Below are 24398 nucleotides of genomic sequence, written 5' to 3' on the forward strand. Positions count from 1 at the left end.
GGCGCATCATGCGACGCGCTTTAGGGTCTTTGTTTTGCGCCTGTCTTTGTCCCAAAACCGCTGCACACTTTTGGGCGACATGCGCTAATCGCAATGCCGGTAGCCGGACTTCCGGGTTCTGAGGTCGAAGTGGAAATGATCCTTGTGGAAGGGGTCGCTGCCGGGACCGAGCACGGTGTTGAAATACTTGCAGCTGTCGGCGCGCACCGCCTTCAGCAGCCCACGTTCGCGGAAGGCGAAGAAGCCCTTCCGGCGCACATCGATCTCCTTGCCGTTCTTCAGCACGAACTTGCCGACGTCGATCGCATTGCCGCGCGCATGTTCCGACATCGGATTGCCGCGCCGCGAGTTCATCGTCCGGCAGGAATAGCCGCCGAGCGGCTTGATCGTCTTGACACCCGACCAGTAGCGGTAGCGCGAGGACGGCGCGAGCTCGTATTTCACCCATTTGGCGAAGGCTTCGGTCACCTGGCAATTGAGCTTGACCGCCGGCCTGACGGCAATATTGCCGGAAAGGCCGCTGATCTCGACCGGATAGTCGATGCCGCAGGACGGACCGTCATGGATGCGCGGCACGTCGCGGAAAACGACGCCGAGCTTCTTCAGGCGCTGGCGGCAGGCGATCTCCGACCGCGGCATCTCACCGGTATATTCGGGCGCCGACAGAGGACTGCGGACGCGCGGCAGGAAGGCGACCTGCTGCGGCTCCTCGGTGCGCCGCACGATTCGTTGCGGCATGACGGAGCGCGCCCTCTTCGCCTCTTCTGCGGAGATCTGCTCCGGCGTAAGCGGCGGCAGATCGGGGTCGTAACCCGGCGCAGGGTCGATGGCTGGCGGCGGCTCGGCGAGGCCGCCGAGCTGACGCACGTTCTCCTCGCCGATGCCGCCGACGACCGGCTGAGCGGTGTTGCCTTCGGCAATATCACCGGCTTGCTCCTGCGCCAGGCCGACAACCGGCTCGACGCCGAGCATCGCATCCATGTTGACGCCTTCGGGAGGAACCGTCATCGGGCCGGCGCTCGCGACTTGCGTGTCAGCCATTTCCGGCTCGCTGTCGATCATCGGCAGGCGGCCCTGCGGCTTGGCCACGCCGGCGCTCCTGTCGCTGAAGGTCGATACCGGCTCCGGAGAGGGATAGGCAGCCGCCTGCCGTTCCGGATGGGCAATGACGCGGCTCGGCCGGATGGCGCCGACGCGCGACGCCTCGTCGATCCGGGCGGGCGGCGACAGCACGTCCGTGCTGCAGGCCACAAGCGGAAGAGACAGCAGCAGCGCCGTCAACGGCCGATGGAGAAGAGAAACATACGCCATACACTCGCCGCCTTCGTCCGTGGCAAAGCCTTGACTTTGCCGGTCCACCGCCCCGCCCGCGATCGAAACTGAAGGTCCGCTATGTCGCCACGCGGGCAAGCGGCCAAAAAAACGGGCTGAGGCGGCAGTCTATGCAAACGTGGTAAACGAAGCGTTTGCCCGGCACCGCAAATGGGACGAGGGCTCGCTTAGCGCGGCTAGTTCCTCAGCCGCACTCGCCGCCATGGACGATGCGGAAACCGGCGGCGCCGGCCTCGCAGGCATTCGGGAAGGTTCTGAGCCGCCCGCCGCGCTGGCCGCAAACCGGGGCATATTCCCGCGTGCAGAACTGCTGTGGCGCCGGTTCATCGCTGCGACGGCATTCGCCCGCCCCGATCACCCGGAATCCGTCGGCCCGTGCCACGCAGGCATTTGCAAATGTCCGCCTCAGCCTACCGCGCTCGCCGCAGACCGGTGCGTATTCCCGGGTGCAGGCCTGCTCAACCGGTGGACGGAAATCGGGGCGGCATTCGCCGCGGTGCAGGACGCGAAATCCGTCGGCACGCGCGTTGCAGGCATTGGGGAAGGTTCTGAGGCGGTTGCCGCGTTCGCCGCAGACCGGCGCGAATTCCATGGTGCACATCTGCGGCGGCCGGATCGGCGGCCCGTGACGCGGTTCGTCGACGACAACCGTGCAGGCGGAGAGCAGGCCCATGACCGTCAAGATTGCCGCGGTTGGCCGCGAAATGAGAAGCCTGAGAAGCGCCATGAAGTCCTCCGCGAGGGTGCTGTGCCTCGAGCGAATTGAACAGCCGCTCGTTCCCGGCCCGATCTCACCCCGAACGGAGAACGCCGTCAATATCCGCGAACCGCTCCGGCTGCATGCAACCGAGGATAGGAACGGCAAAAGCGCCGAAAAGAAGAACCCGCGCTCTTTCGAACGCGGGCCAGCAAAATCCGTCTTTTCTTATGTGTCAGGCGGCCCGGCCGTAGGCCGCTTGCCCGTCCCGCAGGCGGAACCTGTCTAGCAAGGTTTTCAATTCACGGCTTTCCTGCGCCAAGACCTGGCTGGCGGCGGTCGTTTCCTCGACCATCGCCGCATTCTGCTGGGTCATCTGATCCATGCTGTTGACGGCGGTATTGACCTCCTGCAGGCCGGTCGCCTGTTCCCGCGCCGCGGTGGCGATCGAGGCGACCTGCTCGTTCACCTGGTTGACGAGAGCCTCGATCTCCATCAGCGCGTCGCCCGTGGAGCGGACGAGCTCGACACCCGCACCGACTTCCTTGACCGACGTGCCGATCAGATCCTTGATCTCCTTTGCGGCGCCGGCCGAACGTTGGGCGAGCTCGCGAACTTCCTGGGCGACGACCGCGAAGCCGCGTCCCGCCTCGCCCGCCCGCGCCGCTTCGACGCCGGCATTTAACGCCAACAGGTTGGTCTGGAAGGCGATCTCGTCGATGACGCCGATGATCTGGCTGATGCGGCTCGAGGAATCCTCGATCCGGCCCATGGCATCGATCGCGTTGCGGACGATGCCGCCAGATTTCGCCGCGCTTGCCTTGGTCTCGTTGACCATGTCACGGGCCTCGACGGCGCGGTCCGAGGCATGGCGTACGGTCGAGGTGATCTCGTCGAGCGCGGCTGCCGTTTCCTCCAAGGCGGCCGCCTGCTGTTCAGTCCGCCGCGCCAGGTTGTTCGCCGCTTCGGAAATGTCGCCGGCGCTGCCGTGCACGATCTCGGTCGAATGCGAGATTGCCCCGATGACATCGCGAAGCGCGGCAACGGCGGTGTTGAAGTCGTGCTTGAGCTTGCCGTATTCCGGCGCGATCCGCCCGACCTCGGCCGTCAGATCGCCACTTGCCAGCCGCTCAAGAGCTGCGCCGAGCGCTTCCATCGCCTCGGCCTGGGCCGCGGCGGTCGAGCGCTGCAGTTCCTCGTTGCCGCGCCGTTCGGCGTTCAGACGGTCCTGCTGCTCGACTTCGCGCGAGCGCAGCTCCAGGCGCTCCTTGACGGAATCCCGCAGCACCAGCAGCACCTTGGCCATCTGGCCGATCTCGTCGCCACGGTCCGTTTCGGGCACGTCCGATGAAATATCTTCGTCGGCGATCGCCTGCATGGCGACTTTCAGCTTTTCGACCGGCCTCACGACGCTGCGGACGATCGCCAGCGCCGCCAGCAGGATCGCCAGCGCCGCCGCCGCCAGAATGCCGCCAACCTGCCAGGCACGCTCGCGGAACATCGCCGCCAGGTCGTCGGCATAGACGCCGGTGCCTACAACCCAGCCCCAGGGCTTGAAGCCGGCCACATGCGAATATTTCAGCACCGGCTCCTCGGCGCCGGGCTTCGGCCAGTAATAGTCGACGAAGCCCCGGCCCTCCGCCTGCACCGTCTTGACGAATTCGACGAACAGGAACTTGCCGTTCGGATCCTTGTTCTGGGAGAGATCCTTGCCGTCCAGTTCCGGCTTGATCGGGTGCATCACCATGGTCGGATGCATGTCATTGACCCAGAAATAGCCGCTGTCCTGGTAGCGCATCGCCTTGATGGCTTCCAGGGCGCGCTTCTGCGCCTCCTCGCGCGAAAGCGTCCCGGCCTCTTCCTGCTTGTGATAGGCCTCGAACACCGTCACGGCGTTCTCGTTCATTGCCGAAAGCATCGCCTTGCGTTCGGCGACGAGTTTGTCCTGCGCCTGGATCAGGCCAAAGGTCAGCGCCGCTGCCATGGCGAGCAACGCAAATGCCACGAGCGCGTAAAGCCGCGCCGAAATCCGAAATCGTCTCATCCCAGCCTCCCTCAAAGTGGGTGCAGGATACAGGCAGGAATTTGCGAAGCTCCTAACAAAGGTTTTGCTAGATTTTAGGATGGACAATTAACCTTTCGACAACCAACACGAGCACCGGCCCCCTCCCCGATCGTCGCAGAGCCCCTTTTTCGGATTGGCGTCATGCGCTAAAGCTTGCCTGAATGAGGGAGACGGGCCGCATGAATGTCGTGATCAAGCCGAACGGCGAGCTAACCTTGCGCACGCTGGCGATGCCCGGCGACGCCAACGCGGCCGGCGACATCTTCGGCGGCTGGGTGATGGCGCAGATGGACCTTTCCTGCGGCATCCGCGCCGCCGAACGCGCCCGGGGCCGCGTCGTCACCGCCGCCGTCAAGGAAATGGCCTTCGCCCTGCCGGTTAAGATCGGTGACACGCTTTGCATCTATACGGACATCGTCAGCGTTGGCCGTACTTCGATGACGCTCAAGGTCGAGGCCTGGGCGCAGCGCTACCTGTCGCATGTTATGGAAAAGGTTACCGACGCGATTTTCGTGATGGTGGCGCTCGACAGCAGCGGGAAGCCGACGCCCGTACCGGCGGAATAGCGGTAGCGCCATGGACGCACCCGCGCCGGATTCGGCGATTTTCTCCCATATCCGGGTGGTGATGGGCATGATCATCAGCCTCAGCCTGGCGCGGCCGCTGAGCGGCGTGGCGCTCTTCATACAGCACCCCGGCAAGACCAGGGTGTTCTGGATCCACCTCGGCTGGGTGTTGTTCCTGTTCATCTTCCTCGTGCATTTCTGGTGGTGGGAATATCACCTGCATGCGCTACCGGCGATCGACGTCACCGTCTATCTGTTCGTCATCCTCTATGCCTGCGTCTTCTTTCTTCCTGAGCGTGCTGCTGTTTCCCGCGTCGCTGGAGGACTAAAGCGGATACGAACATTATTTCATGTCGCGCCGCGCCTGGTTCTTCGGCTTTCTGGCCCTCGCCTTCCTCGTCGATTTGGTCGGCACCGCGGTGAAGGGAAAAGCCTACTTCGAATCCTTCGGCATGGAATATCCGCTGCGCAACGCGGCTTACATTGCGCTCTGCATCATCGCTGCGATGACACCGAACCGCCGGTTCCACGCCGTCTTTTTTGGTGGCTGGCGTGCTCTATCAACTGACCTGGATGTATGGAGCCTTCGATCTCTTGGAATGATTCAGGGCTCACCCCTTGAAGATAAACGACGCTCCCAGCGCGATGAACGCGAAGCCGACGAGTTGATGCCAACCGATCGACTCCTTTAGCCAGAAGACCGAGAAGAGGACGAAAATGCTGAGTGTGATCACTTCCTGCATCGTCTTCAGCTGCGCCGCCGAATAGACGGAATGGCCGATGCGGTTGGCCGGTACTGCCAGCCAGTATTCGAAGAAGGCGATGCCCCAGCTGGCGACGATGACGATATAGAGCGGCGAGGACGTAAACTTCAGGTGGCCGTACCAGGCGAAGGTCATGAAAACATTCGAGGCGATGAGCAGCAGCACCGGCCAGACATAGGCGGGATTGATGGCAAAGGACATGAAGACCTCGGGAGGACGCGAATCGGTGCACGAGGATGATCTGGACGCAGCCGTCGGTTCAAGTTTTTCTGATCCGCGCTGAACCAGTACCGTCCAACATGAATCTGTCCCTGTCATCGGAAAGCAACGTCCGGTCTTACCGGAGCCCTCGACCGGTTCGCCAAGGCAGGAAATTCCGCGCCGGCCGTTTCCCTTTTGTACTCATTCCCCCTTTTCTTTCGCGCTGACTCTCTCCATATTCCCGGCCATGGCTCAAAATCCGAAGAATCCCCCGAAGAAATCGGCAGCGCCCGGCGGTTTCGAAGAAGCCCCGCAGGCGCCGCTTTCCGGTGCGCCGCTCTCCGGCAACGTCTCCGACTGGGTGAAGCAGCTCGAGGCGGAAGCGGAAACCTCCGCTTTCGAAAGCCAGCGGGAGATCGCCTCCAAGGCCGGCAAGCACCGCAAGAAGGTCGAGATTGCCGCCTCGAAAGCGGCCGCGGATGCGGAAGAGAAATCGGCCGAAGGCCCCAAGCCCGAACGGGCGTCCGAGCTGACGCAAGGCCCCCGCGGAGCGAAGGCGCTGCGCGCCGACAGTACGAGCGGAAAAACTTTCAGCGGCAAGACCGCACGCGGCACTTCCATGGGCGGCAGCCACGACCCGAAGACGCGCGCCGCCGCCGGGCTCAACCCGGTCGCCGGTCTCGACGTTGCACTCGAGGATGTCGACAAGCTGACGACGGGCTCCGGCGTCACCGCCACGGTCGAGGCGCTCGCCAAGCTGATCGAGAGCGGCAACCCGCTGTTCAAGGACGGCAAGCTCTGGACCCCGCACCGCCCTGCCCGGCCGGACAAGTCGGAAGGCGGCATATCGCTGAAGATGGTGACCGACTACCAGCCCTCCGGTGACCAGCCGACGGCGATTGCCGATCTGGTCGACGGCCTCTCTTCGGGCGAGCGCAACCAGGTGCTGCTCGGCGTCACCGGCTCCGGTAAGACCTTCACTATGGCCAAGGTGATTGAGGCGACGCAGCGCCCGGCCGTCATCCTGGCGCCGAACAAGACGCTCGCCGCCCAGCTCTATTCCGAATTCAAGAACTTCTTTCCGGAAAACGCGGTCGAGTATTTCGTCTCCTACTACGACTACTACCAGCCGGAGGCCTACGTTCCGCGTTCCGACACCTATATCGAGAAGGAATCCTCGATCAACGAGCAGATCGACCGCATGCGCCACTCGGCGACGCGCTCGCTGCTCGAGCGCGACGACGTCGTCATCGTCGCCTCGGTCTCCTGTATCTACGGTATCGGCTCGGTCGAAACCTATACGGCGATGACCTTCCAGATGAATGTCGGCGACCGACTCGACCAGCGGCAGCTCCTCGCCGACCTGGTGGCGCAGCAGTACAAGCGCCGCGACATGGATTTCCAGCGCGGCTCCTTCCGGGTGCGCGGCGACACGATCGAGATCTTCCCGGCCCACCTGGAGGATGCCGCCTGGCGCATCTCCATGTTCGGCGACGAGATCGACTCCATCACCGAGTTCGATCCGCTTACCGGCCAGAAGACCGGCGACCTGAAATCGGTGAAGATCTACGCCAACTCACACTATGTGACGCCGCGCCCGACCCTGAACGCCGCCATCAAGGCGATCAAAGAGGAGCTGACGCATCGCCTTGCCGAGCTTGAACGGGCCGGCCGCCTGCTCGAGGCGCAGCGGCTGGAGCAGCGCACCCGCTACGACCTCGAAATGCTGGAAGCCACCGGCTCCTGCCAGGGTATCGAGAACTATTCGCGCTACCTGACCGGCCGCAGGCCGGGCGAGCCGCCGCCGACGCTGTTCGAATATATTCCCGACAACGCGCTGATCTTCATCGACGAGAGTCATGTCACCATTCCGCAGATCGGCGGCATGTATCGCGGCGACTTCCGCCGCAAGGCGACGCTCGCCGAATACGGCTTCCGCCTGCCCTCCTGCATGGACAACCGACCGCTGCGCTTCGAGGAATGGGACGCGATGCGCCCGGACACGATCGCCGTCTCGGCGACGCCCGGCAGCTGGGAACTGGAGCAGTCCGGCGGCGTCTTCGCGGAGCAGGTGATCCGCCCGACCGGCCTGATCGACCCGCCGGTCGAAGTACGCTCCGCCAAGACCCAGGTCGACGACGTGCTCGGAGAAATCCGCGAGACCGCTGCCGCCGGCTACCGCACGCTCGTCACGGTGCTGACGAAACGCATGGCCGAGGACCTCACCGAATACCTGCACGAGCAGGGCGTGCGGGTGCGCTACATGCATTCCGACATCGACACGCTGGAGCGCATCGAGATTATCCGCGATCTTCGTTTAGGTGCTTTCGACGTGCTGGTCGGCATCAACCTGCTGCGCGAGGGCCTGGATATTCCCGAGTGCGGCTTCGTCGCCATTCTCGACGCCGACAAGGAAGGTTTCCTGCGTTCGGAAACCTCGCTGATCCAGACGATCGGCCGCGCCGCCCGCAACGTCGACGGCAAGGTCATCCTCTACGCCGACACCATCACCGGCTCGATGAGTCGGGCGATGGAGGAGACAGCCCGCCGCCGCGAGAAGCAGATGGCCTATAACCTCGAAAACGGCATCACGCCGGAATCGGTGAAGGCGAAGATCTCCGACATTCTCGACTCGGTCTACGAGCGCGACCACGTCCGCGCCGACATCTCCGGCGTCGCCGGCAAGGGCTTTGCCGAGGCCGGCCACCTCGTCGGCAACAATCTGCAGGCGCATCTCAATGCGCTGGAAAAACAGATGCGCGACGCCGCCGCCGACCTCGACTTCGAAACCGCCGCGCGGCTGCGCGACGAGATCAAGCGCCTCAAGGCGGCCGAGTTGGCCGTGCTGGACGACCCGATGGCAAGGGAAGAGGCGAGGAGCGCTGAGGGCGGCAAGCGGGGCAGCAAGGCCGCGCCCAGCCCGATCTCCCCCCCTGCGGGGGAAATGCCCGGCAGGACAGAGGGGGGGGCTTCCACGAGCTATTTCGCCAATCCCTCGCTCGACGACATGGGCCCGGGTACCGATACCGAGCGCCCCCTCTTCCGCAAACCGGACCTCGACGAAATGGGCCGTGATGTGGCTATCCCCGCGGGCAAGGGTCAGTCGCTGTTCCGCAAGAATACCCTCGACGAGATGACCGTCGGCCGCACCGAAAAGCCGGTCGCTGGCCACGTTCCGGAAAAGCCTACCCTCACCCGCGCCAAACCGGGCATTGGCTCCTATGAGGACCAAGCGGACGAGAAGCGGCAGAAGGGCCGAACGAAAGGAAAAACGGGGCGGCCGGGGCGGTAATGGATCGAGGAACTCGATTTTAGAGAACCCATTTTTCGCTACTCCGCCGGCCGACCGCTCGATCGGCCCGTAAGGGTGACGTGAGAAGACGTGTATTCACGCGCCGCACCCTATCTTTTTTACGGGCCAGTTCACGCGCCCATCCCCGTTTTCCCCATCCTCACGCAACCAAAAACCCTAACTTTATAGGGAACATTCCCGCAGATTGCGAATTTCAGTTCAAACTAATTTAGGGAGAACGAAGATGCGCATCCTGGAAACATTTTTGACGAGCACCGGTCTGGCGCTGATTTCGGCCGGATTTATTGCATCGGCCCCGGTTCCGGCACAAAGCCAGGATCGGCCCATCCTTATGGCTCAGCAGTGCAGCCCGCTGACAGACACGAACTTCGCGGCTTGCTGTGCGGCGGAAAACCGAGCCGACATCCTCACGTCCGCGCAAATCGCGCAATGCCCGCCTTTGTCTACGGCAGTGATTGCGCCCACCAATCCCTTCTCAACGACTAATGCCGGCGGCGGCGGCCTCGGCGGAGGCGGGGGTAACGGCGGTGGTTCCGGTGGCGGCGGTGGTCCCGGTGGCGGCGGTGGTCCCGGTGGCGGAGGCGGCAACGGCGGCGGTGGCGGCGGCGGCGGCAACGACGGCGGTGGCGGCGGCAATGACGGCGGTGGCGGTGGCAACGACGGTGGCGGCGGTGGCCACGACGGTGGCGGCGGTGGCCACGACGACGGCAATGGTGGCGGTCATGACAATGGCAATGGCGGCGGTCATGACGACGGCAATGGCGGCGGCCACGACAACGGCAATGGCGGCGGTCATGACAATGGTGATAAGGATCGCGGCAACAACGGTTGGGGCAACGGACGGGATTCGACAAATCCCGGCAGCGCTCATGGTAAGGGCGTTTCGAAAGGTGGCCCGGGCGCCGGACATTCGCAAAGCGGCTCGAAGACGGGCGGGGCCAGATAACACGCAGCGTCGATGATCGTCCCAATCCGCCGATCGATGGACAATCAATGCTCTATAGGCGGCGCCAGCGTTTGGCGCCGCCTATGGATTTTTGTACTTCCGCAGAAATACGGGCTGCTTGTGGTGCAGTCCACGGGAGACCGTGATCTGGATCATTTCACGATTCGTTGCACGCAATTCCTGAAATAGTATTGAATCGCGTTGCGACGGCACGCTCCACACTGAAGCTTACTCCGCCGCCCGCGCCTCGATCTCCAGCGGCTCCATCTCATAGGAATAGCCTTCCAGCATCTGGTACGCCTCCTCGATCACCTCGATCTGCGCTTCGGCGTTCTTAATGGCCTCGCCGATCGACTGGCTGCGGGCGCGCAGCATCGAGCCGAGCACGTCCGTGTCCGGCCGCCGGCCGAGGCGGTCCATGTGCTTGCGGACCCGTGAGCGGTGACGCTCCAGTTCGAGGATATGGAAGCGGGTCTTGACGATGTCGTCGGAGAGTTTGCGCCGCATGGCCGCGACCGGATCGAAACTTCCGGGCTCGCGAAGGTCGAGAATGAAGTCGTTGACGAGCGTCTCCAGCATCATCAGGCCCTTGAGCTGCTTGGGATCGACGAGCTGCGGATCGTAGCCGGTGTCGTCATAGACCTTGCGGCGCACCGGATCTTTCAAAAGATCATAGGCCGCCTGCAGCTTGCCGAACTCTTCGGCATCGCCGCCGCGGTCCGGATGCGCGGTTTTCACCGCCCGCCGGTAGGCCGCGCGGATCGCCCGCTCGTCGGCGTCGCGCTCAAGTCCAAGGAGGGCATAGGGATCGATCACGCGGGCCACCTGCTTTTCGTCGACTTGCAATGTTTCCTGTCCGGTCCAGACCTACCGGTTCGCCGCGCCAGCAGCAAGGCCAGTGACGAATGCCCGAGGCGCGCCACGCTCAACGCAGCGTCGGGACGAAATTGTGGTCGAAACGAGGCAATCCACGACATTTATCCTCGCCTCGGGCTGCATTAAACTCAGGGAAAGGTCGACCTCACAAGGCATTGACCGGATACCGCCACGGCTAGAACTCTCTACTTGCCTTTTCCCCCGAATACTGCCACTCCTAGCGCCGTTCGGGCGATTTCAATCCCGGAGACTGGACTTTCGTATGAGCCCGGCCACTGCCGGGACTGCCGCAAGCGGCATCGTAGACGTCTTTTCCCCGATATCGTGACCACTCGACGCTTTCAGCATATCGCTGAAGACGACCGGTTCGTTTCCTCCTGAGGGGGCACGAACACACTACCTCAAGCAGCCAAGCCGTGCTATTGAAGCGCTGGGTTGCGGCAAATGACAGACTGAAGGAAAAGGACTTCTTCCATGGCCACCAAGGGCATCGTAAAATTCTTCAACCAGGACAAGGGTTTTGGTTTCATCACGCCGGACGGCGGCGCGAAGGACGTTTTCGTCCACATCTCCGCCGTTCAGGCCGCCGGTCTCGCGACGCTCAAGGATGGCCAGCAGGTCAGCTTCGACACCGAGCCGGACCGCATGGGCAAGGGCCCGAAGGCCGTCAACCTCCAGGCGCTCTAAGCCGGACGTTGCGATCAGATCGTGAAGGGCGGCGCCTCGCAAGAGGCGCCGTTTTTCGTTGGGGTTGCCCCACTGGAACTCCCTCAATCCTGTGCTTGTCACAGGAATCCAGTGCGCCAAGTCCCTGGCGCCGTGAGGTGCTTTGAAGCTCTCGGTACAGCTTTAGTCATTCGCACCGCAGACGCGCTGTGGCTGAATTCCTGTGACAAGGACAGGAATGAGGGGAACCGGCGCGGCCCCCTACTCCGCCGCCTCACGCGCGGTGACCGCCTCGAACACAGCCTCGAAGGCGGCATGGATGACGTCCGGACCGGCGCCCTTGCGGGTGGCGTCGGCGGAAAGCATCTGGCGGAAGCGCCGCGCCCCGGGCCAACCCTGGAACAATCCCACCATGTGGCGCGTGATATGGATCAGCCGGCCGCCATCTTCGATATGGGCGGCAGCATAGGCTGCCATGGCATCGCGCACATTTACCCAGAAAGCGAGCGACAGGCGATGATGGCGGCCGGAGAAGGCCTCCGGCTCGATCGGCGCCGGTGGGACGCCGGTCAGCGGGTGGTTGAAATAGCCGTCCGCGGCTGTCAGCAGGCCGCTGTCGTGGTAGGCGGCGCGGCCGAGCATGACGCCGTCCAGCGGCGCTCCATTTCCCGCCTCGCCCCCGGCAAGCCTCGGCGATGGAGCCGGAAACGGCCGCGCGTCGAGATGCGCCAGCGCCTGATCCAGAGTCTGAAGACCGCCATTGAGGCCGATGAAAAGATTTTGGTTCTCGGCCTTCAGCCGATGCACAAGACCATAGTCGAGCGGCGGGATTTCGCGGTTCTCCCGCGGCGACAGGCCCTTAAGCCAGGCCTTGCGGGCATGCACCCAGACGGCATCCGTGCCGGCATCCTTGACGCGCTCGACGAGCGTGCGAAGCGCCACCTCCGGATCCTGGTCGTCGACGCCGATGCGGCACTTGACCGTGACCGGAACCTTCACGGCCGCCTTCATCGCCGCCACGCATTTGGAGACCAGCTCCGGCTCCTGCATCAGGCAGGCGCCGAAGGTGCCGGACTGCACCCGGTCGGAGGGGCAGCCGACATTCATGTTGATCTCGTCATAGCCGGAGGCTTCGGCGATCCGCGCCGCCTCCGCCATCTTGACCGGATCGTTGCCGCCGAGCTGCAGCGCGACCGGGTGCTCCGTGGCGTGATGGCCAAGCAGCCTATCCCTGTCGCCGCGCAGGATCGCGTCGGCGACGATCATCTCCGTATAAAGCAGCGCATGACGCGAGAGCTGCCGCGCGAAGAAACGGTAGTGACGGTCCGTCCAATCGATCATAGGCGCCACGGCAAAAACCGGGGCATTGAAGTACCGGCCCTTTCCCGGTTTTTCAGTCGGTTGCGCCGTTTCTTTCATATCCGGTTCGCTCTTGTTTGATCCCTTTTTAGACCCGTTTCGCTGTGCTATTGCTACAACTGAGGGGCGTGTAGAAAAATCATGAGCACCATTGGCGAGCAAAAGCCTCGCAATGGGCAGAAATCATATACTGCGCAGATCCGAATAATGCGAGATGGCGCCACAGTCCAGGCGCAGACGTTCGAACGTCGGCTGGCCGCCGCGGCTTGGCTGAAGAAGCGGGAAACCGCATTGGCGGAACCAGGCGCGCTCGAGAAGCTGAAAGAGCGAGATCGCCAAGACGTCCTGCAACGACATTGCAGCGCCGAGATTGCCGAATTCGCGAAAAGCTTTCGCAGGGTCGTCGGCCGGCGTCAAATACATCTCACACCTGTCGAGTATTTTCGCGATCGCCCGCCCCGCCTGGAAGATCGATCTCGACCACCCGGCCATGGAGGACGCCCAGGTCGTATTGAAGCGCCTCGGCCTGGTTGCGAAGTCGTCGCACGCGATCGCCGGCCGACGCTCGAGGAGCTCCCACAAGCTCATGGAGCACTACAGCGATCGAGCCTCGAATTTCGTGGAGGAAAGATGAGCCCGATTGTTTGCGGCGGACCAACGAGCTCATTCAGTCGAGACGGGTATTTTTTCCTATGGGCTCATTTTAACAGGCGGGGCCGGCTTGTCGATTAAGCCTTGGATCCATGTGGCGCTTCGGGAATATTCCCTTCGTCGCTGTCGAGTAGTGCTTTCAGAAGCTGCCTTCTATTCTTTATATCGAACTCTCGCATAAAATATAGAACTCTCAGACCTTCCATTACCGCCGTGTGGCTCTTCGGATCGACCCGGTGCACGTCGCACCAATCGGTGACGACCTGCTCCACAAGCTCGGCTTCGCTCTCCAGCGTCGGTGCGATCTGGATCTTCTTTGTTGAATGAGCCATCGAGCCTCCTCCCAGGTTGCCGAAGGGGAAAATCCCAGAGCATTGCGGAAGGGGCGGAAGCGCCGCTCTGGGACTCGCACCATCAGGCTTCAGCATTTGTTTAGCGAGTGCGCATGGTCGCATATGGATCAGGAAAAACCCTCGGCAATGGGGGTAAGACCTTTGTCCAGATCTGCTCGGACTAAAGTCCCTTACGGCAGTCCGGCGGGAACTGGTGAAAGCCTTTTCCGTTCTTCCCTCAGTCTTCCGTGGGAGTGCGATTATGTTTGTCCAGGATAACAACAAGCCGGAACGGAGCGCCTCGCCGGGCCTTCCCATCGGCCTTCTCTTGCTCTCTGTTGGCGCTCTCCTAGCCTATCTTACAATCGGTGGAGCGTGGTCGGAGAACAGCACTGAGACAGTCGTGTACGCGCCGCAAATCACAGACGTCCCGACGACGCGCTGAATTTCTTTGCGCGCTAGTTGTTCGCCGACAACGCAATCAGCAGCAAGCAGGCAAAAACATGTCCGTGATTCGAGTCGGCAGAGCGCGCTTGGCGATGGCTCTGCCGCAACATCGAAAGCAACTGCTCTCCATAAAGAGCGCTGAACTCGACGACCTTTTCGAAGCCTACGCCCTCTCGGCGGCAGCACTGGAAAGACTGAGTACACAAACGCCGATACAGCCGGAGCTCGTGGCAGAATACAGGGACATTTGCGCAAGCATTCAAACTGAAGTCTTGCGGTTGCTGGCGGGAAGCGGCGCCGCCGGAAATGCCTGAAGATTTCGGATTCTTTGCTTTTGGGCCGTAGCTTTCGAAGCGCTAACTCGCAATTAAAAACCCTCTGCAGGATTTGGCCGACTATCTGGACCAGCGGCGCGACGCCGCGTTGAAAGAGTTCCGCCAACTGCACAGATGAACATGCGGATTCATGATCATCTGCGGCGTGAGCGATGCGGGTCGGGGCCTTGTACTGCGCCGACGCAAAGAAGGCGAGATGGCAAGACCGCTCGGTGTGCATCGCAGAGCCACGACATCGTTGCGCCGCGCGCCCCGCCGGCCGACTTGATGTGCAGCGGCGACGCGGCGGCCATGGCTGGTCGGCTACCGAAATCCAGCCTGCCGGAACCACTCCTGGACGCCGGCCAGCACCGCCGACTTGGCGCCCTCAAGCGTCGGCGCATAATGAAAGCCGGTATTGTTGGTGCCGTTGCAATGCGAAATGCGCCAGGCCCAGTCGCTCATCGTCTCGCGCTTCATGACGAAGGCGACTTCGTGCCGGCCCAGCATGGCACAATAGGTTCCGTTGCGCAGCGGCAACCATGTCAAGCGGATCTCTGCAACCTCTATCATTTCAGCCTCCAGCCGAAAATATAGTAGGCTGGCAATCAAGTGCTTGAAACCCCAGCAATTGAGGGGCTTGCGGCCAGAGGCGGGGAAGAACGGTTATCGCGAACGGAACAACCTTGGAGGGAAGCGGCGGGCCGGCCGAAATGCGCGGCCGGGCACTGTCGGCCGCTTGCACGGACGCAAAAAGGCCAGCCTCTCGAAAATGCGGACAAACGAAAAAACCTGCGCTAGATTGAAGAGCCTGACTGCGGACGCGCCCAGAGCCTGCGCGGAACCGGGCCATGGCCGACGACGTTTTTGCATTCGAAACTCGAATAGGCGGGAGGAGCCGCGCTCGAGGGCCCTCCACCCGACTGTCGGAACCGAAATTCGCCGGTCCCGGACTTGTCCGGGACGTCGCACCTCAGGAGGAGAAGCATGCATCAGGTGTTGTGGAACCGTCCTATCGAGCTTGGACTGACCGCCGGCGATATCCGCATGGTCAAGGGGCCGTCCGATGCGCTCGCATGCCTGGCAGGTCAATGGCCGCACCGCGGTCCCTATTACGTCGCAGCGCGCAGCGCCTGCCGTGCGGCGATTGCCGGCCGTCGGACTCCCGACGAGGCGCGCAGGCTGTTCATTTTTGCCGTCGAGGAAGCGCATCTGAGAGCTCATTGAGCCGGAGAGACGCTATTTCGACCGATCCAGTGTTCAGCGTCTGTGTACGCCCGCACCTGTATTGTCTGCTATTTGCGCGCCAAAACCACGTCGGGAGGCCGAAATCATAATATTTATAGGTAGATCGCGGGGCGCATAAATAGTATTAATATCGTCAGCCAACGGCTTTGCTTGAAGATCAAGGTCGTTTCCAATATAAGCAAGGGCGCAAACTTTAAGTCATCAGCATGCCTTCGGGCGAGGCCGAATTTGCGGCCAATCTTGAAATGACACGGAAATTTCCGCGAAACCGCCGGATTTCTGTCGTGAAGCGTTCATCTAAAGCCCTTATATTCTGAGGTGCCTCATAAAGAACAAGTTCGGAGTGTTTAACTCCGGACAAAAAGGGAAAAGAAAATACTACGGGAGAGACATCATGATGAGAGAGAGCAATCTCCGACGTATCGTCGAAGTCAGCATGAAGCGTGAAACCGGCCGCAAGGACATCGGCATCATGACCGTTCGCCAGGCCCTTGAGCTTCCCGAAGTGCCGAGCCTCGAATACAGCCACCCGGAACTCAACTCGCGCTCGGACGGTCGCTTTCTGACCCGCGACCAGCTTGAAGCCTATGCCCGCTGCTGCGCCTGACCGCAGGCCCTGCGAGCCCTATAAATCACTCTCGGCATAAGTTTGCCTATTGCCGCAGCCCTTCCGGCTGCTAACGTCCCACCAAAGAATCGCTACAGCACCACCGTCCAGCCGGCACGGTAGGTCGCTGTAGCGTTTCGCCTCCCGCATATTCATTTGCTCGGCGCCAAGCCTGGCCGATGCGAGAACCGGACGACAGGAAACCGCCATTTTGGAAACCGTCATACCGCCCTCACCTCCTGTGCTTTTGCCGATTTCCGGGAGTGCCGTCGGCTTTCCGGTGCGCCGCGTCTATTGCGTCGGCCGCAACTATGCGGCCCATGCGCGCGAGATGGGACATGACCCCGAGCGCGAGCCGCCGTTCTTTTTCCAGAAGAATGCCGACAACCTGCTGCCGACCGGCCAGGATTTCCCCTATCCGCCGCTCTCCTCGGACGTGCACCACGAGGTGGAACTGGTCGTTGCCCTTCGCCACGGCGGTGCGGATATCCCGGTCGAAGAAGCGACCGCGCATGTCTACGGCTATGGCGTCGGCATCGATTTCACCCGCCGCGACCTGCAGGCCCAGGCGAAAGAGTCCGGCCGGCCCTGGACCGCGGCCAAGGCCTTCGAGCATTCCGCGCCGATTTCGGCAATCGCGCCGGCGACGGCCGTCGGCCATCCGGCAAACGGCAATATCTGGCTGAAGGTCAACGGCGAGACGCGCCAGCAGGGCGACCTCGCCCAGATGATCTGGACGGTGCCGGAGATCATCGCCGAACTCTCACGCCTCTTCACATTGGCACCCGGCGACATCATCATGACCGGAACGCCCGCCGGCGTGGGTGCCGTCGAGCGCGGCGACGTCATCACCTGCGGCATCGACGGTATCGCGGCGCTCTCCGTAAAGGTCGTCTGACGCGCCGCGTGGAAGGCTGCCCGCGCCTTGCCGCTCAGCAGAAGGAACGCACCATGCCACTTTATGCATTGGGACCGCTGCAGCCGAACACGCCGCCGCAAGGCAGCTACTGGATGGCGCCGGACGCCCATGTCATCGGCCAGGTGGAGATCGGCGAAGACGTCGGCATCTGGTTCGGCGCGACCTTGCGCGGCGACAACGAGCCGATCCGCATCGGTGCACGCACCAACATCCAGGAGGCGGTGATCGTCCATGTCGATCCGGGCTTCCCGGTGACGATCGGCGAAGGCTGCACCATCGGCCACAGAGCCATCGTTCACGGCTGCAGCATCGGTGACAACTCGCTGATCGGCATGGGCGCCACCGTCCTGAACGGCGCCAGGATCGGCCGCAACTGCCTGGTCGGCGCCAATGCGCTGGTCACCGAAGGCAAAGAATTTCCAGACAACTCATTGATCGTCGGCGCCCCGGCCAAGGTGATCCGGACGCTCGACGACGCGGCCGTCGAAGGTCTGAAGCGCTCGGCCGAGCATTATGTAAAGAATTGGCAGCGTTACGCCGCGCAGCTTAGCCGGCTGGACTGAGCCTTCGACAGCATCGGTAGGCGCGGCTATCGCCTTGCGCTATGCTCTGCCAGCATTTTCAGAGGTCAGGGCGATGAGGCGTGGAATTCTCGTCGGTGCCGCAATTGGTCTCTCCGTCCTCCTCGGCGGCGCCTATGTCTTGCGCCCAGCCGAGGTTTCGCCGGCTGCGATCCGCGCCTCGGTCGAGCAATCGCCTGACCTGCTGGACCGCGCCTGGAGTCTCCCGGTCGCCCTGAGCTATGGGCGGACACTGACGTGGCAGGCGAACGGCTCCTTCTGCGGCCCGGCCAGCGTCGCCAACCTCTTCCGCTCCATAGGCGAAGAGGAGACCACCGAAACCGAGGTGCTCGAGGGCACCGGCTGGTGCCGGCTCGGCTTCTGCTGGATGGGGCTGACGCTCGACGAGCTTGCCGAGGTAGCGGGCGCCCAGACGGATCGCAATGTCAGCGTGTTGCGGGACCTGACGCCGGAGGAGTTTCGGCGGCATTTGCGGGCGAGCAACGATCCGGCCAAGCGCTATATCGTCAACTTTTCACGAGAGGCGATCTTCGGCGCCGGCGTCGGCCATCACTCGCCGATCGGCGGCTATCTCGAGGCGGAAGATTTGGTTTTCGTCCTGGACGTAAACGAGCGCTTCAAGCCCTGGCTCGTTTCGCGCGAAAAGCTCTATTCGGCGGTGAACACCTTGGACGGCGACCGCAAGCGCGGCTTGTTGCTGATCGAATAGATGGACGGCTTCAGGCGCAGCTCTTGCAGTGCCCGCGGATTTCGATCGTGGTCTTCTCGGTCTTGAAGCTCTGGGCGCGAACGAGCGTCGACAGCCGCTGTTCGATCGCCTCGTCGTGGAACTCGGTCACCTGCCCGCAGCCCTCGCAGATCGTGAAGGCAGTCACGCCGTGGTCATGCTCGTGCTCATGCGGGCACGTGCAGGCCACGAAGGCGTTGAGGCTTTCCAGCCGGTGGACGAGGCCGTATTCCAGCAGCTTGTCGAGGGCGCGATAGACCTGGAGCGGCGCCCGGAAGCCGTGGTCCCTGAGCTTGTCGAGGATCGTGTAGGCGCTCATCGGTCCGTCCGAATGAGAGAGCGCGCCCATCACCAGCGACTGGTTTTTCGTCAATTGGGGCGTACCCATCAATGTCCTCCCTGCGAAGAATGCGACGCGCGCCCTGGTCGGCCGACCGGCAGCAGACTGAGCACGAAAAGCGCCAGCGCGGCAACCACGATCGATGGTCCGGAGGGTGTATCCCAGTGCAGCGAGCCAAAAAGCCCGCCGGCGACGGCAAGAGCGCCGATCAGCGAGGCGAGGACCGCCATCACCTCCGGCGAGGTGGCGAAGCGGCGCGCGGTCGCCGCCGGGATGATCAGCAGCGAGGTGATGAGGAGAATGCCGACGATCTTCATGGCAATGGCGATCACCAGCGCCATCAGCAGCATGAAGACGAGCCGCGCCCGTCCCGGCTTCAGTCCCTCGGCCTCTGCAAGCTCCGGATTGACCGTCGAGGCGAGCAAGGGCCGCCAGAGATAGACGAGCGCCAGGATCACCAGGATGCCGCCGCCCCAGATAATGTCGATATCGGCCTCCGAAACGGCGAGGATATCGCCGAAGAGGAAGCCGACGAGGTCTATGCGGACCCAGGTCATGAAGGCGACGATGACCAAGCCGATCGACAGCGCCGAATGCGACAGGATGCCGAGCAGCGCATCCGTCGACAGGGCGCCGCGCCTCTGCAGAAAGAGAAGCAGCAGGGAAACGGCCGAGGCGACGATGAAGACGCTGATCATCAGATTGAGGTCGAGAAGCAGCGATAGCGCCACGCCAAGCAGCGCCGAATGGGCCATCGTGTCGCCGAAATAGGCCATGCGCCGCCAGATGACAAAGCAGCCGAGCGGTCCCGCGACCATGGCGATGCCGATGCCGGCGAGCAGCGCCCGGATGAAGAAATCGTCAAGCATCGCGCTTCTCCGCGGCGTCAAAGCCGTGCAGCCGTGTGTGATGGCCGCAGCCGCAGTCCGGCTCGTGGTCGTGGACGTTTTCGGCCTCGTCATGATGATGATGGCCATCGCCGGGGAAGCAGCTCTCGGTGATGCTGCCGTCGGCGTGCAGCACCCGCCCGTCCGGCAGATGCGTGTGGTCGTGATGATGGCTGTAGACGGCCAGTGCCCCGGCGGCCCTGCGCCCGAAGAGCTTCAGATATTCCGGGCTTTGGCTGACGGCCTGCGGCGTTCCGCGGCAGCAGACATGGCCGTTCAGGCAAACGACAGTATCGGTCTCCGCCATGACGATGTGCAGATCATGCGAGATCAGCAGGATGCCGCAGCCGGTGCGGTTGCGGATCTGCTTGATCAATTCGTAAAGCGCGATCTCGCCGGAAAAGTCGACGCCCTGCACCGGCTCGTCGAGAACGAGAAGATCCGGCTTGCGGGCGATGGCGCGCGCCAGCAGCGCCCGCTGGAATTCGCCCCCCGAAAGATGCTGCACCTCGGCCTTGGCCATATGCAGCATGCCCGTTGCGGCCAGCGCCTCCTCGATCTCCCTGCCCTTCAATGGACCGGTCAGTGTCATCAACCGCTCGACCGTCAGCGGCAGAGTCCAATCGACGGCTAGCTTTTGCGGTACGTAGCCGACCTTGAGACCGGCAAGCCGCGCGACATTCCCTTCGTCGGGCCTCAGCACGCCGATGGCGGTCTTCGCGGTCGTCGATTTCCCCGATCCGTTCGGACCGATGAGCGTGACGATCTCCCCGCGGCTGATCGAGAATTCGACGCCGCGCACCAGCCAGCGCCCATTGCGGCGTACGCCCGCATTGGTAAGGCTGACAAGCGGCGCAATGTCTGGCGATCGGAAATTCAGCATCGAAAAATTCCGTCTTTTCACGGTTGCCTCTGGCTATCGCACACGTTATAGCATAACGCAATGGATGTAATAACATTACATGGCGATGCCGCGCAGTTTTGGAAGCGCGGATTCGCCGGTGCGATTTTAACTTTGAACTGCAAGCTCGGAGAATCCGATGAAATCGACGCCTGCCCTCCTCCTGCTCTCCACCCTCCTTCTGTCGTCGCCCGCCTGGGCGGAAGCTCCCAACGTGGTGGTCTCGATCAAGCCGATCCACTCTCTCGTCGCCTCGATCATGCAGGGCGTAGGCGAGCCGTCGTTGATCGTCGAAGGCGCAGCCTCGCCCCATACCTACAATATGAAGCCTTCGAACGCCGCAGCACTGCAGGCGGCAAATCTGGTGTTCTGGGTCGGCCCCGGCCTCGAAATCTTCCTTGAAAAGCCGCTCGAAGCCCTCGGTGGCGGCGCAAAAGTGGTCGAACTCAGCGAGGCGCCCGGCATGGAGAAGCTCAAGTTTCGCGAGGGCGGCGCCTTCGAACCGCACGACGATGGCGACGAGCATGGCGAGGAAGGGCACGGGCACGGCGCCGAGGAAGCCAGCCATGAGGGGCACGATGCCGACGCTCATGGCGCCGCAGCGCAGGAAGCCGAGCACCATCACGGTCACGGCGAAGGCGAATTCGACATGCATCTGTGGCTCGACCCGATGAATGCCAAGGCCATGGCCGCCGAGATCGAGAAGACGATCGCCGACACCGATCCCGCCAATGCCGCGGCCTATAAGGCCAATCTGGAAAAACTGAACCAGAGGCTCGATGGCCTGGATAAGAGCCTCGCCGAGACGGTTGCGCCGATCAAGGACAAGCCCTTCATCGTTTTCCATGATGCCTATCAATATTTTGAGCACCGCTACAAAGTGCGCGTCGCAGGCTCGATCACCGTCAGCCCGGAGGTATTACCGGGCGCGGAGCGGCTTTCCGAGATCCACGCCAAGATCGAGGATCTCGGAGCCACCTGTGTCTTTGCCGAACCGCAATTCGAGCCGAAGCTGGTCAATGTCGTCCTAGAGGGCACGCCGGCCAAGTCCGGCACGCTCGACCCGGAGGCGGCCACTCTTGAGGCAGGCCCGGATCTTTACTTCCAGCTGATGGAGAATGTCGGAACGTCGCTCAAAGACTGCCTTTCTTCGGCCAGCTGACGTCGCCCTCCCGCGGTAGCGAGGGCGGGTTCGCAGGAGCCCGCCTTCTTCATGACGGCGTCGAGCGCCGAATTCCTCTCGCCCCTCGCATTCACATACTAATGGACCGAGGCCAAGCCGACGATGACACCCGTAGCAAGGCTGATCAGCAGGAAGTCGTTGTCGACGCGCACCCATTGCTGGCCGCGCGGTGGAGTCCGCAGCCGATAGCGCCGGTAATCCCGGACATAGTCCATATGCCGCCGCTCGGACGGGCTCAGCCTATGGCCGCGCGCCCAACGGTATTTCTTGATGATGACGCGTTTTTCGATGGTCTTTTCGACGCGCTTATCGACATGGCGATCGACCGGCCGGTAGCGATAGCGATCATGCGCCTGTGCAAGCTCGAACGAGGCGCCGGCCGACTGAGCGAACGCCATCGGCGTGGCGAGGAATGAACTGGCGACAAGCGCGATCAAGAGGCGTTTCATAGGGTTTCCTTTCTTTGTCTGCCCTGGAAACTAGTCCCCGCCTCCTGAACCGAATATGAAGTCGAGATTACATTTATGTAATGATAATCGATTCTTATAAGTACTTTCTTACAAACAAATATCAGATCATAGAACCAAGCGCCTGATAGCGGAACCGGTCGAAATCCGCCGGCATGCCGCTGCCGGACGTGTCGAAGGCGAACATGCCGGCAAAGGCGCCGGTGAAAGAGCCGTGCTCGCCGCGGCCGCCCTCGTCCGAGACGACGCTCGCATCCAGCACAGGGCCGATGGAGGCCCAATCCTCCTCAGCGGTGGTCCGCCAGAAGAATTGGAGTTCGTTTTCCCTCACCTCCATTGCCAGGTGAACCGCGCCGTCCGGCACCGTCACGCCGCTACCGGCCGGATACTGCAGACGCCCATGCGGAAAATCGCCCGGGCATGAGAGGATGGTGACCACACGGCCGAGCGTCTCGTGCCAGGTGACGCCGAGCGCGTGGAACTTGTGGCGGTTATAATAGTGCGTCAGGCCGGCGACCTGCTGGTAGGTATGGGGTGCAAAGTCGACGACAGTCTCGGCTCGGAACGAATGATGCTCCTGGCGCCTCGCCACGAGCGCCTGCTCGAACCAACTGCCGATGCTTTCGCGGCCGAACAGGCGCAAATGCCCTTCGCGCCTTTCCAGCGAGTAGATTCGCTCCGGCAGCGGCGTGCGCAGCCATTGAAACTCCGGCGCAAGGATCGTCTCGTCGAAATCCGTCTCGATGACGGCGGGCTGCGAAAGAACGCTCGTCTCGGCCGGAGCCGGGACGCTCAGCTCCGGCACGATGCCGCCGCTTTCCAGATAGAGCCAACCGTCTTCCCGCCAGACGCACTTCTGCAGGGCCGTCTCGCGACCGAGCGTGCAGCGGCGCTGCGGCGGCAGCGGCCGGCCGCAAAGGTGGGTGTGATAGGCCTGCCCATCGGGCGTCTCGACATACTGACCGTGGCCGGCCCGCTGCAGCGGCGCTTCCGGATGATCCTTCGATGTGATGAGATGGACCTGCGGGTGCATCTCGTACGGCCCGTCGATCGTCCGCGAGCGCGCCATGGTCACCGCATGGTCGTAGCCCGTCCCCCCTTCCGCCGTGGTCAGGTAATACCATCCGTCGCGCTTGAAGAGATGCGGCCCCTCGACGAGCCCGAGCGGACTGCCGGCGAAGATGTTTTTGACGGGACCGACGAGCTTGCGCGTCCGCTCGTCCCATTCCTGCAGCAAGATTCCGTCGAAAGCCGGATGCTTCGGCGCACCGCCAAAACTCTCCGTGCGATGGTTCCACTGCATGTTCAGGAACCACTTGCGGCCGTCGTCATCATGGAAGAGCGACGGATCGAATCCCGAGGAATTGACATAGACGGGATCCGACCAGGTCGCCTCCACCGCTTCCGCGGTGACGATGTAGTTGTGCGCATCCTTGAAGTTGCCGTCGAAGCGCTTCACGTCCGTATAGACCAGCCAGAACAGCCCGTCGCAATAGGAAAGGCACGGGGCCCATATGCCGCAGCTGTCGGGATTGCCGCGCATGTCGAGCTGACTAGCCCGCTCCAGCGGCCGGCGGACGAGGCGCCAGTTCACGAGGTCGCGCGAGTGGTGGATCTGCACGCCCGGAAACCACTCGAAGGTGGACGTCGCGATGTAATAGTCGTCACCGACCCGGCAGATCGACGGGTCGGGATTGAAGCCCGGCAGGATCGGATTGCGGATCATCGCGGTCATGTCTTGCTCCTCCATCTTTGCGCAGCATCCAGCCCCAAACTCGGCGCCGTTTCAAGGCCTTTCCTGTCCATCCAGCGCAGGCGCGGAGGGCGACCGAATCGCCTCCACGAGGGGAGCCGCACGCCAATACAAGGCGGTATATCGAGCCTAGCGCCGGAGCTTGAGGCACTCCGAGGGCCTCCCCATGATACTTTCGTACATACGCCGGCCGCGAAACGGAAAAATGGCCGCCCAGACTTGAAAGCAAGCTTGAAATCGGCACTGTGACTGTGCT

General features: G+C 62.6%; 25 protein-coding genes and 1 pseudogene. 12 read left to right on the top strand and 14 right to left on the bottom strand.

Annotation, left to right across the window (positions count from 1 at the left end; genetic code table 11):
* Positions 1 to 84: 84 nt before the first annotated feature.
* The 3 genes from CO656_RS04340 to CO656_RS04355 form a co-directional block, all read right to left on the bottom strand.
* Positions 85 to 1311, bottom strand: coding sequence for an extensin family protein (locus CO656_RS04340; protein ID WP_097524920.1), 1227 nt, complete (start codon positions 1309 to 1311; stop codon positions 85 to 87).
* Between the two features lie 205 nt (positions 1312 to 1516).
* On the bottom strand, positions 1517 to 2005 hold the full coding sequence (locus CO656_RS04345) for a Kazal-type serine protease inhibitor domain-containing protein (RefSeq protein WP_050988343.1): 489 nt from the start codon (positions 2003 to 2005) through the stop codon (positions 1517 to 1519).
* Positions 2006 to 2264: 259 nt separating this feature from the next.
* Positions 2265 to 4073, bottom strand: coding sequence for a methyl-accepting chemotaxis protein (locus tag CO656_RS04355; RefSeq protein ID WP_037424134.1), 1809 nt, complete (start codon positions 4071 to 4073; stop codon positions 2265 to 2267).
* A 200-nt stretch (positions 4074 to 4273) separates the two neighbouring features.
* Here CO656_RS04355 and CO656_RS04360 point away from each other — a divergent pair, with 200 nt between their 5' ends.
* Together CO656_RS04360 and CO656_RS04365 are read left to right on the top strand one after the other, a co-directional pair.
* Positions 4274 to 4660 (top strand): acyl-CoA thioesterase, encoded by a 387-nt coding sequence (locus CO656_RS04360; protein WP_037424131.1) that lies wholly within the window; start codon positions 4274 to 4276, stop codon positions 4658 to 4660.
* Between the two features lie 10 nt (positions 4661 to 4670).
* A pseudogene (locus tag CO656_RS04365) lies at positions 4671 to 5263 on the top strand (hypothetical protein).
* Between the two features lie 8 nt (positions 5264 to 5271).
* Here CO656_RS04365 and CO656_RS04370 read toward each other — a convergent pair.
* The gene (locus CO656_RS04370; RefSeq protein WP_037424128.1) at positions 5272 to 5625 is read right to left on the bottom strand and encodes a DMT family protein; all 354 of its coding nucleotides are present in this window, start codon (positions 5623 to 5625) and stop codon (positions 5272 to 5274) included.
* 247 nt (positions 5626 to 5872) lie between these two features.
* Here CO656_RS04370 and uvrB point away from each other — a divergent pair, with 247 nt between their 5' ends.
* Complete coding sequence (gene uvrB, locus CO656_RS04375; RefSeq protein ID WP_097524923.1) at positions 5873 to 8917, top strand: excinuclease ABC subunit UvrB; 3045 nt, start codon at positions 5873 to 5875, stop codon at positions 8915 to 8917.
* 244 nt (positions 8918 to 9161) lie between these two features.
* Complete coding sequence (locus tag CO656_RS30705; protein ID WP_234819705.1) at positions 9162 to 9884, top strand: hypothetical protein; 723 nt, start codon at positions 9162 to 9164, stop codon at positions 9882 to 9884.
* 228 nt (positions 9885 to 10112) lie between these two features.
* On the opposite strand, the gene CO656_RS04390 is transcribed toward CO656_RS30705, so the two are convergent.
* A complete protein-coding gene (locus CO656_RS04390; RefSeq protein ID WP_086022816.1) occupies positions 10113 to 10730 on the bottom strand; it encodes a J domain-containing protein in 618 nt (205 codons plus the stop codon).
* A 504-nt stretch (positions 10731 to 11234) separates the two neighbouring features.
* Here CO656_RS04390 and CO656_RS04395 point away from each other — a divergent pair.
* On the top strand, positions 11235 to 11447 hold the full coding sequence (locus CO656_RS04395) for a cold-shock protein (RefSeq protein WP_012708287.1): 213 nt from the start codon (positions 11235 to 11237) through the stop codon (positions 11445 to 11447).
* Between the two features lie 240 nt (positions 11448 to 11687).
* Here CO656_RS04395 and dusA read toward each other — a convergent pair whose 3' ends face one another.
* From dusA to CO656_RS04410, 3 genes are all read right to left on the bottom strand, one after another.
* The gene (gene dusA, locus CO656_RS04400) at positions 11688 to 12845 is read right to left on the bottom strand and encodes a tRNA dihydrouridine(20/20a) synthase DusA (protein ID WP_097524926.1); all 1158 of its coding nucleotides are present in this window, start codon (positions 12843 to 12845) and stop codon (positions 11688 to 11690) included.
* A gap of 123 nt (positions 12846 to 12968) precedes the next feature.
* A complete protein-coding gene (locus CO656_RS30120; protein ID WP_158665337.1) occupies positions 12969 to 13373 on the bottom strand; it encodes a hypothetical protein in 405 nt (134 codons plus the stop codon).
* Between the two features lie 140 nt (positions 13374 to 13513).
* Positions 13514 to 13768 (bottom strand): hypothetical protein, encoded by a 255-nt coding sequence (locus tag CO656_RS04410; RefSeq protein WP_097524927.1) that lies wholly within the window; start codon positions 13766 to 13768, stop codon positions 13514 to 13516.
* Positions 13769 to 14307: 539 nt separating this feature from the next.
* Between CO656_RS04410 and CO656_RS04420 the strand changes: the two genes are divergently transcribed.
* Positions 14308 to 14529 carry a hypothetical protein gene (locus tag CO656_RS04420; RefSeq protein WP_234819707.1) on the top strand — a complete coding sequence of 74 codons (222 nt, stop codon included), beginning with the start codon at positions 14308 to 14310 and terminating at the stop codon, positions 14527 to 14529.
* A gap of 324 nt (positions 14530 to 14853) precedes the next feature.
* Here CO656_RS04420 and CO656_RS04425 read toward each other — a convergent pair whose 3' ends face one another.
* Positions 14854 to 15102, bottom strand: a complete 249-nt coding sequence (locus CO656_RS04425; protein ID WP_037386209.1) for a hypothetical protein — start codon at positions 15100 to 15102, stop codon at positions 14854 to 14856.
* Between the two features lie 414 nt (positions 15103 to 15516).
* Between CO656_RS04425 and CO656_RS04430 the strand changes: the two genes are divergently transcribed.
* From CO656_RS04430 to CO656_RS04450, 5 genes are all read left to right on the top strand, one after another.
* A complete protein-coding gene (locus CO656_RS04430; RefSeq protein ID WP_037426721.1) occupies positions 15517 to 15756 on the top strand; it encodes a DUF982 domain-containing protein in 240 nt (79 codons plus the stop codon).
* Between the two features lie 415 nt (positions 15757 to 16171).
* Positions 16172 to 16384: a hypothetical protein gene (locus tag CO656_RS04435; RefSeq protein ID WP_050988417.1), complete on the top strand. Its 213-nt coding sequence runs from the start codon at positions 16172 to 16174 to the stop codon at positions 16382 to 16384.
* A gap of 211 nt (positions 16385 to 16595) precedes the next feature.
* Positions 16596 to 17282, top strand: coding sequence for a fumarylacetoacetate hydrolase family protein (locus CO656_RS04440; protein WP_037426723.1), 687 nt, complete (start codon positions 16596 to 16598; stop codon positions 17280 to 17282).
* A gap of 53 nt (positions 17283 to 17335) precedes the next feature.
* Entirely contained in the window at positions 17336 to 17866 is a 531-nt protein-coding gene (locus CO656_RS04445) for a gamma carbonic anhydrase family protein (RefSeq protein WP_037426726.1), read from the top strand.
* 73 nt (positions 17867 to 17939) lie between these two features.
* The gene (locus tag CO656_RS04450) at positions 17940 to 18593 is read left to right on the top strand and encodes a phytochelatin synthase family protein (RefSeq protein ID WP_097524929.1); all 654 of its coding nucleotides are present in this window, start codon (positions 17940 to 17942) and stop codon (positions 18591 to 18593) included.
* Positions 18594 to 18603: 10 nt separating this feature from the next.
* Here the strand turns inward: CO656_RS04450 and CO656_RS04455 are convergent, their stop codons facing one another.
* Genes CO656_RS04455 through CO656_RS04465 form a run of 3 tightly spaced genes read right to left on the bottom strand, consistent with a single transcriptional unit; the run spans position 18604 to position 20721 of the window.
* Positions 18604 to 18999 (bottom strand): Fur family transcriptional regulator, encoded by a 396-nt coding sequence (locus CO656_RS04455; RefSeq protein ID WP_037426730.1) that lies wholly within the window; start codon positions 18997 to 18999, stop codon positions 18604 to 18606.
* Positions 18999 to 19820, bottom strand: coding sequence for a zinc ABC transporter permease subunit ZnuB (znuB, locus tag CO656_RS04460; protein WP_037426734.1), 822 nt, complete (start codon positions 19818 to 19820; stop codon positions 18999 to 19001). Before znuB ends, CO656_RS04455 begins: the two co-directional genes overlap by 1 nt.
* On the bottom strand, positions 19813 to 20721 hold the full coding sequence (locus CO656_RS04465; RefSeq protein WP_037426745.1) for a metal ABC transporter ATP-binding protein: 909 nt from the start codon (positions 20719 to 20721) through the stop codon (positions 19813 to 19815). Before CO656_RS04465 ends, znuB begins: the two co-directional genes overlap by 8 nt.
* Positions 20722 to 20878: 157 nt before the next feature.
* Between CO656_RS04465 and CO656_RS04470 the strand changes: the two genes are divergently transcribed.
* A complete protein-coding gene (locus CO656_RS04470; protein ID WP_097524930.1) occupies positions 20879 to 21901 on the top strand; it encodes a zinc ABC transporter substrate-binding protein in 1023 nt (340 codons plus the stop codon).
* Between the two features lie 98 nt (positions 21902 to 21999).
* On the opposite strand, the gene CO656_RS04475 is transcribed toward CO656_RS04470, so the two are convergent.
* Together CO656_RS04475 and CO656_RS04480 are read right to left on the bottom strand one after the other, a co-directional pair.
* Positions 22000 to 22371 carry an RcnB family protein gene (locus CO656_RS04475; RefSeq protein WP_097524931.1) on the bottom strand — a complete coding sequence of 124 codons (372 nt, stop codon included), beginning with the start codon at positions 22369 to 22371 and terminating at the stop codon, positions 22000 to 22002.
* A gap of 121 nt (positions 22372 to 22492) precedes the next feature.
* Positions 22493 to 24124 (bottom strand): glycoside hydrolase family 43 protein, encoded by a 1632-nt coding sequence (locus CO656_RS04480; protein WP_097525063.1) that lies wholly within the window; start codon positions 24122 to 24124, stop codon positions 22493 to 22495.
* Positions 24125 to 24398 lie beyond the last annotated feature (274 nt).

The sequence above is a fragment of the Sinorhizobium sp. FG01 genome (assembly GCF_002531875.1).
Classification (GTDB): Bacteria; Pseudomonadota; Alphaproteobacteria; order Rhizobiales; family Rhizobiaceae; genus Sinorhizobium; species Sinorhizobium fredii_C.